A 15,653-nucleotide genomic window follows, 5' to 3' on the forward strand; every position below is an offset into this window, starting at 1 on the left:
ATCCCCTTACTTAATAGTTTGGTTTAAGCCGTACCAAATGACGTCGACTTTATTAGATTTTGCGGCAATATCCTGAAAGGCCCATCCCGTTACATCCCGCCATCGTCTATTTTCTGCTTCCAATGGGACGATTCCTTTTGTGATATCGGTCCCAATCACAATCAATTTGCGATTTAAGTTAGCTTTTTCCCAAGTAAGCCAATCCTCCAAACGCCGATTCCAAAATTCACGGCACTTGTTTGCTTCATAATTCTTTGTTAAATCCTTTAACCATAATTCTACTCCCTCCAGGATGATTACGCCGTCGTTAATTTCCATGAAATTTGTCGGGAGCGGTTCGTTTTCATAGGCTGATAGCCAATGGTCATGCTCGTTAACCGAATAAGTCTTTTTCACCCAAGCTCTTTTGCCGTTAAAGGCACCTCCTGTAACAAAGTGCACCGCTCGCCCCTCCTTAATGCTTCTCGATTAAAAATGAGTTCGAACCCTTGATCATGCTTTGCTTGCCATTCCCAAAAATCTTTCTGTTCTGGGGCAAATGTTGATAAAAGATACCTGATGACACCGCCATGGGTGATAACCGCACAGCTTTGCAAGCGTTGAGACAGAACCTTTTGGATGATCTTATCCCAGCCATTCTTGACTCTATTAGTAAACTCGTGAAAAGGTTCACCCTCTGGCGGACAATTAGTAACAGGATTGGACAGCCATTGACGATAAAGCTGATTTTCTTTAAGATCGTCGTAGGTCTTCCCTTCCCATTGGCCAAAATTCATTTCGCGTAAATCTTTTAATAAAAACGGAATGTTATGTGGAAATAGTATTTCAGCTGTACTTATACATCGTTGTAAATCACTTGAAAAATAGATCTCATAGCTTTTGGATGTCGACATTTCTTTTGATTTCATCCATAAGGGAGAATCATTCCAGCCTAAATAGGCTTTCCGTTTATTTTCTTCTGTTACCCCATGACGAAATAATGCAATAACCACACGGTCATCCACAGAATTAACTCAGTCCCTTCTACAGAAGCTCCGATTACATCGCCGGTAATCCCGCCAAACCATTTCACCGCTTTCCGGCGGCAAAAGAATAAACAGCCAGCAGCGACTATAACCAATAACCATACAATGAAGAATTCTTTAGTAATTAACATGACTAGAAAAAGAAATCCAGCAATGTAGATGGGGTAAATTGACAACACTTGTGGCTTTGCCGCACTTTGAAATAACGAGCCCAGCCCTTCATTTTTGGCTGATTTAACAGTTAACAGCAGAACACCCATGACACTTTTACTCAAAAAGGGAATCATTGCGATAAAAATGTATGATAAGTATTCGGCATCCAATGTACTTTCATAGATAAAAAGAAACCGACAGCTTAATAATACAATGATGGATAAAACGCCAAATGCGCCCGTTCGCGGATCATTCATTATTTCAAGCCGTTTCGCTTGATCTTGATATGAAAAATAAGCGTCACTCGCATCCATCCAGCCATCAAGATGGATTCCTCCTGTCAGCAGAATCGTTGCCAGCCAAAGGATGAAAGCAACAGCTAAATGTGAAAAAGGCGTAAATTCATGAAACAGATAAAATAGACCTGAATAGATAACCCCTTGAAATAATCCTAACAGCGGAAAGGTTTGCACTGCCTTCTTAAGATGTTCCTTATCCATCGGCAATTCCCAAGTAAGCGGAATCGCCGTGAAAAATTGGATGTTGATCAAGAAACCGGTGATAAACTTGATCATCTTCTTCCCCATTGGTCAATGATCTCTTTAATGAGATCCCAATTTAGATGGCGTTTCATTTCAGCACCGAGTTTCTCATATCTTTCATCCGCGCCATTTTTATCGATCGTTTGTTCAGTTTCCATCGACAATGAATCCTCAACTTCGATCAGATGATTTTCGATAAATGGCAAAACACCTACTACCGGAATCCCTGTTTTTTCCTCTAGCCACTGAATGCCATCCACGAATAAAGAGAGATCCCCGCGGAATTTATTAATGATTAATCCCTTTACTCTTTGCCTCTCCTCAGGTTTTAAAAGTTCAAGCGTGCCAACAATACTGGCGAAAACTCCGCCTCTATCAATTTCAGCTACGAGCACAACCGGTACATCGGCCATTTCAGCGACCTTCATATTGACAATTTCCCGATCGATTAAATTGATTTCAACAGGACTTCCAGCTCCTTCAATCACCAGCATCTCATATTCTTTCGCTAATTGATTAAGAGATTGCTTAATCGCCGCTAAGCCCTTTTCATAAAAATGTTCCCGATACCCTTGTCCAGACAGGGTATCAATCGCTGTTCCAAAATAGATAAGCTCAGATTGCTGATTAGCAAGCGGTTTTAAAAGGAGCGGATTCATCCAGACTGTCGCCTCAACCCTAGCAGCTTCCGCTTGGATAGCCTGTGCCCTGCTTATCTCTTTTCCGTCTAATGTCATGCAAGAGTAAGTAGACATGTTTTGAGATTTGAACGGAGCGACTTTTACTCCTTCATTGGAAAGAATGCGGCACAATGCTGTAACAATTAGACTTTTGCCCACATCTGAAGCCGTCCCCTGAATCATGATTCCTTTCATTGTCTTACCCCCTTCATGATGATTGGTATTCCTGCTTCCACTAAAAATGCTTGATCCGCTTCTTTGACTAACAGCTGATGGATTTTTCCCAGCATGCGGCCGTATAAAAACACGATTTCCGTCCCCAGCAATGGCTCATTTAAAACTTCATTACTGACGACAATCATGGTTTTTGCTCGCTTTTTTATCGAAGTTATTCCGGTAATAATATTATCTTTAACTTTTTCTAAAAAAGGCTCATCCCACGTTCGCTCAAGAATAAACAGTTCATTATTCAATAGGGTTGTGACGCAATCGAGTAAGATAATATCCCGGGAAGTAATATCATCTGCAAGATCGCCTATTTGAGTTGGCCGCTCGATTGTTTTCCAACAGTACTTCCCTATTTCACGATCGAGCTGGTGTTTTTCAATTCGTTCCTGCATTTCTGAATCAGAAGGAACACCTGTGGCAATATAGTTTAGCTGTCCCGCTGTTTCGTCCGCTATCTCAAGTGCCAGTCTTTCGGCAAAGCTGCTTTTCCCGCTTCTTACGCCGCCCGTTATGAAAATCAATGATGAGACGTGCGCCACTGGGCCAACACCTCCATTAATTTATTGTTTTCTTCTTTGCCCTTTATCGCAAATCGAAGCCATCTCCCCTCCAAACCAGGAAAATTAAACGTATGGCGAGGAATTATTCCCTGATGGAGGAGAAACTCAAACAACGTAAACTGATTTTCAAAAAAAGGATCCCGTAATAAATAGAAATTTACTTCGGATGAAGAAACCATAAAATCTGCTTCGCTAAAAAAATCAAACAGCCTTTTCCGCTCATTACTAATAAATTCCTGTGTTTCTTTAATAAAAGTTTCATTTTGCAAACACAGTTCACCTGCTAATAAGGCAATGGTATTGGTACTCCAATGTGACTGATGTTGCCTAAGTATTGAAATAATAGCAGGCTGAGCGATTAAATATCCCAAGCGAATTCCCGGGATTGCAAACATCTTTGTCATTGAGCGAATAATAACTAAATTTGAAAACCTGTTTATGCAGGGGACCAATGACTCATAGCTGCTTAAAAAATCATAAAATGCTTCATCCAAAATGACGAAACATTTTTGCTTTTCACATGCCTCAATTAACGAAATAATCGTTGAAGCAGGATACTGAATACCCGTGGGATTGTTCGGATTACATAAAAACAAGGCATCGGCTTCCACCAGTCTCGGACGTAACTCAGCTAGATTCAGTTCAAAGCTTGGAGCCGTTAGTTGATGGCTGAGAATTTCACAGTTGTTTCCCCGACATGCTTGTTCATATTCAGAAAAGGTCGGCTCCACCAATAACACCTTTTTGCCTGCCAGCATCCGGGCAACTAATGTAATTAGCTCCGCCCCGCCATTTCCTATCAAAATGGAATCCACTGAGGTCTCTACCGTTTTTCCAATCCTCTCCTTTAACTTAGTAGAATAGGGATCAGGATAAACGCTAATTTCATGATAAAAGTCCTGCCACTTTTCTTTCAATTCATGTGGCGGACCAAGTGGATTGATATTTGCGCTTAAATCAATATACTGCTTTGGAAGTGAAAGCCCCATTGCCTCATATAAATAGTGAGGATTAGAGCCATGCGAAGGCCAAATCAAAGAGTATTCCTCCCATCCAAAGAAAGAGTAAGAATAAAAATACTGTTTTTCCTAAAATTGAGTTTGCCTTTACGATATGTTCAGCTTGAATCGGATAAAGAGGATCACCCATTTTTGCCCGGTTCGAGACTATCCCCTTGTAATAATTCCGGCCGCCCAGCTGAATCCCTAAAATCGCAGCAACGGCCGCTTCACCCCAGCCGCTGTTTGGGCTCGGGTGCTTTTTAGCATCACGGAACAAAATCGACCATCCATTTCGATAACCCCTGCTTACAGGACGTTTTCCGATCAGCATAATGATGCCTGTTAACCGGCTTGGAATCCAGTTCATCACATCATCCCATTTTGCCGAAGCCCAGCCAAACTCTTTATATCTATCATTCAAATGCCCCACCATCGAATCACATGTATTCGTTGCCCGGTAAACCATTGCAAGCGGTGCTCCACCGATGAGCGCCCAAAATAAGGGAGCTGTCACGCCGTCACTTGTATTTTCGGCAACCGTTTCAATCGTTCCACGGGCAATTTCACTTTCATCCAAAGAATCAGTATCACGGCCAACAATATAGGATAGTTTCTTTCTTGCTTCAACCAAATCCCGCGACCTTAATGGATGATAGACCTCTAAAGATGCCTCCCTCAAGCTTTTTTGGGCGATTGTTGTAGAAATTACGATACTTTCCACCAAAATCCCAACAAAAGGATGAATCATATATCCGATTAATATCACAAGCAATACGACAGAAAAAACAAACAGTAAAATAAAAAGGAGCATCGCCACCCCTTTCCATTTTTTAAGTCCTCCATGATTCCACCGTTTTTCAAAAAATGCGATCATCGTTCCAATCCATCTAACAGGATGCGGCCAATGAGGAGGATCTCCGATAAGGATATCAATAATATAGGCAATTGAAATTGAGATTAGATGATAGAAAATCATCTATATTTCCTCTTTTGGGATTTTTCTATCGCTTCTGTCGTACACATATATACCGCTTTACTGATTAGCTTTCCTAAAGGAGTAATCGTCCCGGCAAATTCTAATACTTTCCCGGTTTGGGTGGCAGCAATCAAGATACTATCCGTTGAGGTACCCGTCGCAATGGTTCCGGTGACTTCATCCACCACCATTAGGTCATGCAGCGCCTTCACCTTTGCTTCAGTTGCGGTCATAATGCTTTGAATAAAAGCTTCCTCCGTTAACTCGCCGTTAACAAAAATCCATGTATTGATTGTGCCGGGAGTCATTTGATAGGAATGGTGCTCACTTTTCGAAGCATCGATCGCGTTTCCAACCCCCGCGGTGACAACAACAAAGACCGAGAAGTCGCCCTGTTCGAACCGCCCAGAGACCATATCCTCGGGCCGTACTGCTGTCATCATGCCCACGGTTTCAGATGGTTCAAACCCCTTAGATGTTAAAAAAGAAGCCATTTCCACCCGGTGGTCGTCACAGTTATAGTCCTTGCTGACATGTCGATTAACAAATGTATGATGCCAGCCTGTTCCCGAGCCAACTACACCCGAAGACATGGTTCGTAATGGAGCCGGCGATTTTAGGTCGATGAACTCATTCGAAACACGTAACATCGCTTCATTAATTTCAATCATTTTTGCTGGCCGCTGCACTTCCGGCAGTAACACCAGCTGCGGCGCTGCCACCTTTGGATGAGGATGTTTCTGAACTTTTGTCTGATAAACGTCTCTTATTCGATCCTCTCTAAGCACCTCATTGGGAATATGATGGATATTGATCGTTCCCTTTTCAAGCAGGAGCAAGCGATCGCAATACAGTCCTGCCAGATTTAAATCATGGAAAATCGAGATAACCGTTAATCCTTTTTCTGCCGTCCATTGTTTTAAAAGGTCAAGCAATTCTTTCTGATACGATAAGTCCAAGTGATTTGTCGGTTCATCCAGCAACAGAATTTCCGGCTCCTGCGCCAGAGCTTGAGCAAGAAATACCCTCTGTTTTTCACCGCCGGACAGCTCCTGAATATTTTTATGTTGAAATGAGGCAATCCCGGTCTGGTCCATGACCCGTTGCACGATTGTCTCATCCTCTTTAGACCAAGTTTGAAACCAGCCTTTTTGATGGGCATATCTTCCAAGTGAAACGGTTTCTTTAACTGTATAGGAAAAGGATTGTGAGGAATGCTGTGATAGAACCGCAACAAGCTGCGCCAGCTGTTTGATTCCGTATTCCTGAAGCCGATTTCCACTAATTAAAATCTCGCCTTGTTTTATCGGCAAGATACCGCTAATCATTTTTAACAGTGTTGTTTTTCCGCTTCCATTTGGTCCTAAAATCCCGAACAATTCCCCTTGTTCCACGTCAAAGGAAATGTTCTTTAATACAATTTCATCCGAGTATCCACCTGAAACATGTTGAACGCTAAGCACTTTCTAGCCCCTTCTTTCCATCCTTTTTCTCTGGAGCAGGATTATGGCGAATACTGGCGCCCCAATTAAGGCAGTAATCACCCCAATCGGTAATTCGGTTGGAGAAATAATCGTGCGCGACAGAAGGTCCGCAAGAATTAAGAATCCGCTTCCGGTTAAAATCGAGAGCGGGAGGAGATTCCGATGGTCAGGTCCCCATAATATTCTAGCAAGATGCGGAATGACTAAACCAACAAAACCAATGGTGCCTGACACCGCAACCGCGGCCCCTGTTAAAATCGATCCGGCCGTTAGGATAATCAGCTTTCTTTTTTGAACATTGACCCCTAAATGCTGGGCCCGTTCTTCCCCAAACGACATCGCATTTAATTCTTTGGCATTAAAAATCAGTATCGCTGAACCGATAATAAAAAATGGCAAAATGATTTTTATGTATTCCCAGCCCCTCATCGATACACTACCTAACAACCAGCCAATAATTTGCCTTAGCTCATCACCGGTCAGGGCAATCATAAGGGAAATAAATGCCCCTAAAAAGGAGCTGAAAATAATCCCCGTTAAGATAATTGTTTCTACTCTCATCGAGCGCTCAATTTTCCGGGCAAAAGTAAGGACTAAAAAGATGGTTAATAAGGAAAATAGGATGCTAAGCAATGGTAATGTAAAGATACCTACAAACGGGATCGAGAGATGAAAAAACAGGGTTAGAACCGCACCTACTGACGCCCCTGAAGAAACACCTAAGGTATACGGATCCGCTAACGGGTTTCTTAGCAGCCCTTGAAAGGCCGCTCCTGCAATGGCAAGAGCCGCCCCTACAAGGCCAGCTAAAATCACTCTAGGCAAGCGAATATTCAAGACGATACTTGAATACATCGGGTCAATTAACGCGAGGGCATTTGCCCCAAATACCTTGGCAATGATAATTTGAATTATTGTTTCCATCGGAACCGCAACCGTTCCAACTGAAATCCCTAATAAAATCGAGAGGACCAGAAAAGTCCCCGCTAGACAAAAGGCTAAATACTTATTATTTAAAAACTTCAGGATAGACAGCCTTTGCAAGATCTTCTACTCCTTCAACAATCCTAGGTCCTGAGCGGGTAACACGATCAGAGTCTACATCGATTACCTGCTTATTTTTTACAGCGTTGACCGTTTCCCAGCCTTTTCTGCTTAAAACTTGCTCAACCGGATTTTTTACATAGTATCCGTATGTAGTGATGATGACATCAGGATTTTGTTTAATCATCGCTTCTTGGTCAATTTTGATCCAGCCGTCTTGATTATTAGCAATGTTTTCCGCATTAATCAAACCAATCATTTCATTCATAAATGTTTTATTACCAGGTGTATAAATGTCTGGAGCTGGCGATACTTCCACAAATACCTTTTTCTTTTCTTTGATGTCTTTCGTCTTCGCTTTAATCTCCGTTAATTTGTCCTTCATCCCTTTGATGATCTCATCAGCCTTGTTTGTTGCACCCGCAGCTTTCCCAATCATACTAATGGAATCATACACTTGGTCAATATTTTGGGCATCATTGACAACGAGGACTGGAATTCCCGCATCTCTTAACTGCTGCAGGCCTGCTTCAGTATTATGAGCCGAAGACGCATGGGCTAACACTATATCCGGATTTAAGGAAATGATTTTTTCTAAGTTTATTTCCTGCGCGCCGATTTTCTCTTTTTTCGTTACTTCTTCTGGGTAATTATCGAAATCGGAAACGCCGACAACTTCTTTTCCAAGACCTAACGAATAGGCAATTTCCGTATTGCTTGGGATCAGCGAAACAATCTTTTCAGGCTTCTTCTCTAAAACAACCTCTTTACCTAAAGCATCTTTTACGGTAACCGGAAAAGCGACTTCTGTTTTCTTTTCGACACCCGCTTTGCTTTCATCTTTCACTTGCTCCTTTTTTTCAGCACAACCGGCTAAAGCTCCTACTGTTAATAATACTACTAACAGTATCGCATACAATTTCTTCATTTTTCTCCCTGCTTTCTGTGTAATAAACTTTATGCAACAAAAAAATAGCTCAACTTGCGCCCAACAAAAAAACATCTTCATATGACATGAAGATGTTGGGATGAGTAGATTCAAATTACAGTATTAAGTAAAAGGAGTCTAGCCTTCAACACCTCCCTATCCGCGTAGGTTTATTGGCGTACAAGAATTAGGCAGGTTTCCTGGCTCATGATCATCGCTTCCTATGCCTTCCCATCGATTCGACAGTGACATCCTATAGGTTGCTCCCATGTACAGTGGCGGGACCGCGTTGGCTTTTAACCAAACTTCCCTTTTAAGCTTAAAATCTTTCAAAAAGATTTCAGCACCTAATTTGAAATATATTTTTTGTTATATCTATTATATAAAGAAGTGGAATGATTTGTATATGTTTTTATACGATAATATTTTTTATCGATCCCTTATCCGTAAAAAAAAAAGCTTGCTTACTGTTCGATATTTCTGCATAAATTTTAAGAAGCATTGTTTCATCACCGCCAGTTAGGAACTTCACCTGACCACGAAGGAATTATTAAAGGAGAAGCTGAAGCTCCTCCTAAAATTAATTTCCATTCATTCTATTTTTTATAAGTCTTTACTGGCAAATAGATATCAAAGTGAAGGTCCCCTGCTAAATTTTGATATTTATGCTCTTCTTTAAAGATTTCAAGACCTAATGCTTGGTGATCTTGGTCATAGCCGTATTCTTCCATCCATTTGTACATTCGATGATATGTATTTTCAACATCCTCTATCCTGCCTTTATGAACGCCGAAGACATAATTTTTCCTGGGAATCGTAAAGCCAACCATACCATCCGGAATTTCATCAATTACATCAACAGGAGTTGTAACATAATAGGTAATCTCAGTTTCCCTAATATGAAATGGAGCAATCAACACTTCTTCTTTCTTTTGATAGGGTACCTCTTCGAGTCGTCCCCTCAATTTAGTAAAAAGACTTGGAATCTTTTCCACTTGCGAGTAAGTACCATTCCAGGAAATTCCTACTACGTTCATCTCTTCTTTTTCAATTACTTGGATAGCCAAGCAAATCCCCCCCTTTTATATGTATCTTATTCCTATAATTCTAATAATATCCCGAAAAATCCTGCAAAGAAAATTCGACGAAAAAATTAACTTTATAATTTTTAAATAATAAAATGGAAAAAACAAGCAGCCTATCTCAATAAGCTGCCTGTGTAGTAATTATTTTAAAATACTTTGTGGAAGAGCCAAATTTAAGCCTTTTGCCACCTGCTCGCCATACTCTGGGTCCGCTTTATAAAAATGCTGAATTTGTCGAAGCTTGATGTCATCTCTCTCAACCGGCTTCATCGCTCCGACGACAGTTTCCACCAACCGTGCCCGTTCTTCTTCTGACATTAAACGGTAAAGGTCGCCCGCTTGTGTGTAATGGTCGTGTTCATCATATGGAACCTGTTCAGCCGCACCTGTAATCTGGAAGGCTGTCTGTTTATACTCAGGTGCTTCCTTAGGTCCGCCATAGCTGTTTGGTTCATAGTAAACGGAACCGGCGCCATTATTATCAGAACGCATCGAACCGTCACGTTGATAGTTATTTACTTCCACTTTTGGCCGGTTAATCGGGAGCAAATTATGGTTCGGTCCGACACGATAACGATGTGCATCAGAATAAGCGAAAATACGGCCTTGGAGCATCTTATCCGGCGAAGCTTCAACACCAGGGACCATGGTTCCTGGGGAGAATGTTGCCTGCTCCACTTCTGCAAAGTAGTTCTCAGGGTTGCGATTTAGCACCATCCGGCCTACCTCTATTAACGGATAATCTTTATGTGACCAGACCTTTGTGACATCAAATGGATCAAAACGATACGTTTCGGCATCTTCAAATGGCATGATTTGCACATGCAGCCTCCACGCCGGGAAATCACCCTTTTCAATCGCATTAAACAAATCTTCAGTATGGTAATCCGGGTTTTCACCGGCCAATTTGCCTGCAACCTCATTCGTCATGTTTTGGACGCCCTGTTCCGTTTTAAAGTGATATTTCACCCACACGGCTTCCCCGTCCTCATTCACCCATTTAAAGGTATGGCTTCCATAGCCATTCATATGACGAAGGGAAGCAGGAATTCCGCGGTCACCCATTAAGTATGTAACCTGGTGTAACGATTCAGGTGATAAGGACCAGAAATCCCAAATGGCATTCGGATTTTTCAGATGTGATTTTGGATCTCTTTTTTGCGTATGAATGAAATCAGGAAATTTAATCGCATCACGAATAAAGAAAATCGGGGTGTTATTTCCGACAAGATCATAGTTTCCTTCTTCTGTATAAAACTTCACTGAAAATCCGCGTGGATCTCGGACAGTATCTGCCGAGCCCAGTTCACCCGCTACAGTTGAGAAGCGAATAAACATGGGTGTCCGCTTTCCAACCCCATTGAATAATTTGGCCTTAGTGTAGGTTGACATGTCATTTGTTACTTCAAAGTAACCATGGGCACCGGCACCTTTGGCATGAACAACACGCTCAGGTACACGTTCGCGGTTAAAGTGTGCCAATTTCTCAATTAAATGAACGTCTTGAATCAATGTTGGCCCTCGCATTCCTGCGGTCATTGAATTTTGGTTGTCACCGACAGGAGCTCCGGTTCCTGTTGTTAACTGCTTGTTTTCTTTACTCATTACCTCACCTCGTAAACTATTTTTTAATGATTAACTACATTATAATTTAAACATAATAATAATCAATACTTATTTATAATTAATGTTATAAAGTATTAACTATTAACCAGATAACATGTACCCACTACTACATAAGTATTAAAAAATAAGGATGTTATTCCAAAATTACCGAATAACATCCTAAAATTTTCGTATAAATTGGGAAGATGGATTTTTAATAAATTAAAAAATAGTTTATACTGGTCATAATACTGTTTATAGGAGGATTTTTTATGAGTGAATCTAATCAATCACAGCAAAATGAAGCGCCAAAGAAGAAAATTAGCTTACAAGAAGCGATGAAACAGCAGCTTGAAAATAAGAAAAACAAATCAGCAGCCGGAAATTCAAACGCAAATGGCTCACAGGCAACCAAAAAGCTGCAAAGCCAGCAGACGAAAAAAGTGAGTAACTCTCGGAGAAAAATGGGTGTCTAGCGGGAAAAATAGAAATGATATTCTCCCGGGTGCTTCTGTCAAAATCGTTCTAAAAGCAGATCAAAGAAGTGGCAAACTTACAGCTGGGGTCGTTAAGGACATATTAACCAAGTCCAGCTCTCACCCACATGGCATTAAAGTAAGACTGACAGATGGACAGGTTGGCAGAGTCAAGGAAATTAATAATTAACAAAAAAACAGACTCCAAATTCATTTGGAGTCTGTTTTGGTAATTATGCTTTATGGACGTTTACCGCTTGTGGTCCGCGTTGGCCGTTTTCGATTTCAAACGTTACCTCTTGACCCTCGTCCAAGGATTTATATCCTTCGCCTTGAATTGCCGAGAAGTGGACGAATACATCCTCGCCGCCTTCACGCTCAATGAACCCAAAACCCTTTTCACTGTTAAACCATTTTACTTTACCATGTTCCATTCCTTTGTAGCCTCCTAGCATGTAACAATTACATGATTTTGCAAATTATTCTTGCTCAATTATTTTTACCAATCCATTAACCACATATACACAGCAAATTGGAAAATAACATGAAAAAATTTTTATGATTGAATAACCCATCTGTGGATTGCGTTTGCAACGCCATCTTCTTCGTTTGTTGTGGTAACCCAGTCTGCTGCCTTCTTCACCTTCTCTTGTGCATTTCCCATCGCTACACCAAATCCAGCTTCCTTAATCATCGCCAGATCATTTAGACTGTCACCAACGGCCATGACATTTTCCATCGCGATTCCAAGCCGGTTACAAACAATTTTCAATCCATTTGCTTTGTTAATTCCAGCAGGATTTACCTCGATGTTCTTCAAAGTTGAATTACTTAGTTCAAATTCACCTTTAACCTCTAGCTCCCGTAAAATTAGTTCCCTCGTTTCATCATCATCAATATTAAACCCAAATTTCAACCATTCGAGCGTATGTATATCCTCCGGCATTTTATCATGCCAATTTTGCTCAGTGCTTATCGCCCAAAATTTCGTCTTATGCTCGCAGGATAGATTCCACATCCATTCCACAAGCTCCGATTTCACCAAATTCCTCTCGACTAGCTCCCGTTTATCATCCCAGATTTCACTGCCATTAACGGTTACCAAATAGGAACTAAGTTGAAGTGCATCGGCGTGCTCCCGGCAAGTAAGCAATGATCTTCCTGTGCTAAGCACAACAAATATTTCCCTATCCTGTGCGGCCTTAATTGCTTGACGGTTCGCCTCCGTTATCTGTCCTTTGTTATTTAACAGTGTGCCATCCATATCGAGGGCAATGAGCTTAATTGGTTTCTCCATTTTGTCTCTTTCCATCTGCAGCAACTTGCTCCTTTCTTACTTTTCCTATCTAGGTTAACACTTTCTATTGTTAAATATCAAAAAGGCAGTTTCGAGTTTACATAATATATTTATATTTAAACTAAAGGCTGTGTTAAAAGTGAATGTTGATTTCCGTTCCAGGCGCGTGCGGTTCGCGGGGCGGGCGGTGAGCCTCCTCGGCGCTAAAGCGCCTGCGGGGTCTCACCTGTCCCGCTGCTCCCGCATGAGTCTCGCGCCTTCCACTCCAATCAACATTGTGCTCACAATCAACAATATGCTTTAACACAGCCAAACTAAAAAAAAGACTGCAATAAATTCGCTGCCTTCCTTTTCAGATTAAAAATTCAGCGATAATTTTTTCGATATCGAATGGGGTAATCCCTTCCATAACAGAAAAAATCGTATCCGCCTCTTCTAGCTCTTCAATCAATTCGCCTCGGGCACGTGCATGAAGCTCGAACAACTGATATAGATTTGGTTTCGCTAGTGAAGTCATTGCCTTGCCCGTGGCGACGATTCCGGTTAAATTGCCTTCAATATTGTTGAAGTAATCCGGATGGCTTCGAAGTGCCAGGTCTGTCCAGATTACTTTTCGTTCCGCAAGATCTAAAATGACTGGTATACAAAATGTAGTATCGGCGGCAACATCAATTTTATCGACAACTGTTTTTGGTTCAAAAATTTCACCTAAATTCGGCTCCACACGACTCATCCAGCCGGCAAAGCATTCAGGCATATCACAAAAAGCATGTTCGGTATAGGAGATGATATCCATCACTGCATACCTGCCGCCGTTAGCCAGAACACTTGGGATGTCTAAATCAATGAACTCGCAGGCACCATCTGGAGCACTTGTGATATCACCGGAGTGGACAGCCTTGTACTTGGCAGAACGAAGATTGGTGTAGGAAATATGCTCAAGATACTGCCAATTCTCATCAAATATGACTGCTGACAAATCAATATCCACCCGGCCGGTAGGTACGCCCTTAATCATTCCTTCTTTCCACCAAAGAAAGAAACGGATGGTATCGCCTATCGGCATATCCAATTTGCTGCCGCGGACGAGTGTGCGCAGTGCCTTCGAAGCAGAACGCTGTGAAACTGGGACGAGATAATTTCGCAATTCCTTATCTAGAACAATTTTTCCAAGTCCCGGAAGCTCGGAGAATCGGCTGATCAGTGTGGTTTCAATCAAGGCAGCGATTTGTTCACAAACCGATTCCTCGAGTACATCTAGTTCATTATTTATCGCAACCGCTTTCTGTACATTGCCTTTTGGGAAGAAGACCCGGATGTCGGTTGGCATACTGCGATGTTTAAAATGTGCAAGGACTTGCAAAAGGACTGGTGTTGCTACAGCGTTCACTACAGCACCGAACTCATTGATAACCGCCTCTGCATCATCGGAAATCCTTAGGAGATGATCCAGTCTTCTCGCAAACTCACCTGGGCGTGTTTTAAGCAGGGAAACAGCAGTAGTTACATCCCTATCCAGCAATGCTCCTTCCACCCTTCCGCCGAAGGTTGCAAACGGAATATTATTACGGATAATGTCAAATGCTCGGTTAACATTTTTATAGCGGTTATGATACTCGGCAGGATGGAGCATTTCACCAAGCCGCTTCCACATTTCCTTAAAGCGAAGCATGTCTTCGGTTAGATTGCCGCACCCCTCTAAAAGGTTAAGGAGCAGCCGCCGTTCCGGCCGTTTGATATTCTTAAAACGGGTGCTGCCCGCTAAACTAACATCACCGTCTGAAAGGGCAACAGCTAAACGAAGCACATCCGTTGCTGTCTTAAAATAACGAGAAATGACAGCGGCATCCGCTTTTTCATTTTTCAAAAGTTGCGACACTACAAAGCCAACATTCTCTTTTAACGGAATTTCACCTGGCAAAATCAAACTTACGTCAGTGATATTTTCAATAGCCCAGGCAATATCACCCTTATCTACTACTGAGATGCTCGTTTTTGCAGCTATCAATTGTCGAATGATTTCCAGGAATTCTTCCTCTGCGGCAAGTCCAATTACCTTCAAATCTGGTTCTTCGATTAGCGGGAATCGTTCTTCCACTTTGTATATAGGAAGTCCTTCATTCTGAAAGCGTTTCCCTGTTATATCATGAACTAAAGCAGAACCATAGTGAATAATTGCATTTAGGTAAAGGTCGACATTCTCGATTTCCATCATCTGGGACGGAAAATTCGGATACATGGGCTGAAATGTCCGATGTGCACCAACCATTTCTTTCAGGTCCTGGACCAATCCTTTATAAAAATCGATAAAGTCAGCATCAGACATCGTCCGGACTGCCTCGATTAACTCTATTGAGAACGTGTAACCTAAATTTTCAATATTTTTCAGCGCAGTCGCTAAATAATGATTGGGAAGCACACTGTGCCCGTTTGTAAGAATGAGCTTATTTTTTCTACGTAATAGAATTGAAATTTTCATCACACATCATTCCTACTCTAGTTATTTTTGAGCAAAAAAAAATCAGGAAAGCGATGTCTCTAATTTCATTAATAGATGAGTTAGAAGGAA

General features: G+C 41.6%; 17 protein-coding genes and 1 riboswitch. Of the genes, 2 read left to right on the forward strand and 15 right to left on the reverse strand.

All coding sequences use genetic code 11. The features are described 5' to 3' along the window. Positions 1–6: 6 nt before the first annotated feature. The 12 genes from ACFVSW_RS13665 to katA all read right to left on the reverse strand — a co-directional run bounded on the left by ACFVSW_RS13665 (position 7) and on the right by katA (position 11,311). Positions 7–441 carry a bifunctional adenosylcobinamide kinase/adenosylcobinamide-phosphate guanylyltransferase gene (locus tag ACFVSW_RS13665; protein WP_387316826.1) on the reverse strand — a complete coding sequence of 145 codons (435 nt, stop codon included), beginning with the start codon at positions 439–441 and terminating at the stop codon, positions 7–9. After that, complete coding sequence (locus tag ACFVSW_RS13670) at positions 393–992, reverse strand: histidine phosphatase family protein (RefSeq protein ID WP_387316829.1); 600 nt, start codon at positions 990–992, stop codon at positions 393–395. Before ACFVSW_RS13670 ends, ACFVSW_RS13665 begins: the two co-directional genes overlap by 49 nt. Beyond that, complete coding sequence (gene cobS / locus ACFVSW_RS13675; RefSeq protein WP_387316832.1) at positions 962–1,753, reverse strand: adenosylcobinamide-GDP ribazoletransferase; 792 nt, start codon at positions 1,751–1,753, stop codon at positions 962–964. The genes ACFVSW_RS13670 and cobS overlap by 31 nt, the downstream gene beginning before the upstream one ends. Beyond that, positions 1,750–2,595, reverse strand: coding sequence for a cobyric acid synthase (locus ACFVSW_RS13680; protein WP_387316834.1), 846 nt, complete (start codon positions 2,593–2,595; stop codon positions 1,750–1,752). Before ACFVSW_RS13680 ends, cobS begins: the two co-directional genes overlap by 4 nt. Next, entirely contained in the window at positions 2,592–3,167 is a 576-nt protein-coding gene (locus ACFVSW_RS13685; protein WP_387316837.1) for a bifunctional adenosylcobinamide kinase/adenosylcobinamide-phosphate guanylyltransferase, read from the reverse strand. The genes ACFVSW_RS13680 and ACFVSW_RS13685 overlap by 4 nt, the downstream gene beginning before the upstream one ends. Further along, positions 3,146–4,225, reverse strand: a complete 1,080-nt coding sequence (cobD, locus tag ACFVSW_RS13690) for a threonine-phosphate decarboxylase CobD (RefSeq protein WP_387316840.1) — start codon at positions 4,223–4,225, stop codon at positions 3,146–3,148. The genes ACFVSW_RS13685 and cobD overlap by 22 nt, the downstream gene beginning before the upstream one ends. Further along, positions 4,200–5,165 carry an adenosylcobinamide-phosphate synthase CbiB gene (gene cbiB / locus ACFVSW_RS13695; RefSeq protein WP_387316842.1) on the reverse strand — a complete coding sequence of 322 codons (966 nt, stop codon included), beginning with the start codon at positions 5,163–5,165 and terminating at the stop codon, positions 4,200–4,202. Before cbiB ends, cobD begins: the two co-directional genes overlap by 26 nt. Then, positions 5,162–6,628 (reverse strand): adenosylcobinamide amidohydrolase, encoded by a 1,467-nt coding sequence (locus ACFVSW_RS13700; RefSeq protein WP_387316844.1) that lies wholly within the window; start codon positions 6,626–6,628, stop codon positions 5,162–5,164. Before ACFVSW_RS13700 ends, cbiB begins: the two co-directional genes overlap by 4 nt. A gap of 3 nt (positions 6,629–6,631) precedes the next feature. Then, positions 6,632–7,693 carry a FecCD family ABC transporter permease gene (locus tag ACFVSW_RS13705; RefSeq protein WP_387316845.1) on the reverse strand — a complete coding sequence of 354 codons (1,062 nt, stop codon included), beginning with the start codon at positions 7,691–7,693 and terminating at the stop codon, positions 6,632–6,634. Then, the gene (locus ACFVSW_RS13710) at positions 7,659–8,621 is read right to left on the reverse strand and encodes an ABC transporter substrate-binding protein (RefSeq protein WP_387316847.1); all 963 of its coding nucleotides are present in this window, start codon (positions 8,619–8,621) and stop codon (positions 7,659–7,661) included. The genes ACFVSW_RS13705 and ACFVSW_RS13710 overlap by 35 nt, the downstream gene beginning before the upstream one ends. 173 nt (positions 8,622–8,794) lie before the next feature. Next, a riboswitch (cobalamin riboswitch) is annotated at positions 8,795–8,987 on the reverse strand. 230 nt (positions 8,988–9,217) lie between these two features. After that, positions 9,218–9,688 carry a GyrI-like domain-containing protein gene (locus tag ACFVSW_RS13715; RefSeq protein WP_387316849.1) on the reverse strand — a complete coding sequence of 157 codons (471 nt, stop codon included), beginning with the start codon at positions 9,686–9,688 and terminating at the stop codon, positions 9,218–9,220. 159 nt (positions 9,689–9,847) lie between these two features. Continuing rightward, a complete protein-coding gene (gene katA, locus ACFVSW_RS13720; RefSeq protein ID WP_387316851.1) occupies positions 9,848–11,311 on the reverse strand; it encodes a catalase KatA in 1,464 nt (487 codons plus the stop codon). Positions 11,312–11,583: 272 nt separating this feature from the next. Between katA and ACFVSW_RS13725 the strand changes: the two genes are divergently transcribed. Both ACFVSW_RS13725 and ACFVSW_RS13730 read left to right on the forward strand, forming a co-directional pair. Beyond that, positions 11,584–11,787 (forward strand): hypothetical protein, encoded by a 204-nt coding sequence (locus tag ACFVSW_RS13725; protein ID WP_387316853.1) that lies wholly within the window; start codon positions 11,584–11,586, stop codon positions 11,785–11,787. After that, the gene (locus ACFVSW_RS13730; RefSeq protein WP_387316855.1) at positions 11,780–11,977 is read left to right on the forward strand and encodes a YwbE family protein; all 198 of its coding nucleotides are present in this window, start codon (positions 11,780–11,782) and stop codon (positions 11,975–11,977) included. The genes ACFVSW_RS13725 and ACFVSW_RS13730 overlap by 8 nt, the downstream gene beginning before the upstream one ends. 43 nt (positions 11,978–12,020) lie before the next feature. Here ACFVSW_RS13730 and ACFVSW_RS13735 read toward each other — a convergent pair whose 3' ends face one another. The 3 genes from ACFVSW_RS13735 to ACFVSW_RS13745 all read right to left on the reverse strand — a co-directional run bounded on the left by ACFVSW_RS13735 (position 12,021) and on the right by ACFVSW_RS13745 (position 15,563). After that, positions 12,021–12,221 carry a cold-shock protein gene (locus tag ACFVSW_RS13735; RefSeq protein ID WP_066086058.1) on the reverse strand — a complete coding sequence of 67 codons (201 nt, stop codon included), beginning with the start codon at positions 12,219–12,221 and terminating at the stop codon, positions 12,021–12,023. A gap of 122 nt (positions 12,222–12,343) precedes the next feature. Then, positions 12,344–13,099: a Cof-type HAD-IIB family hydrolase gene (locus ACFVSW_RS13740; protein WP_387316857.1), complete on the reverse strand. Its 756-nt coding sequence runs from the start codon at positions 13,097–13,099 to the stop codon at positions 12,344–12,346. Positions 13,100–13,436: 337 nt separating this feature from the next. Next, entirely contained in the window at positions 13,437–15,563 is a 2,127-nt protein-coding gene (locus ACFVSW_RS13745) for a TerD family protein (protein ID WP_387316859.1), read from the reverse strand. Between the last annotated feature and the right edge of the window lie 90 nt (positions 15,564–15,653).

Source organism: Neobacillus sp. NPDC058068, assembly GCF_042885335.1.
Taxonomy (GTDB): Bacteria; Bacillota; Bacilli; order Bacillales; family Cytobacillaceae; genus Neobacillus.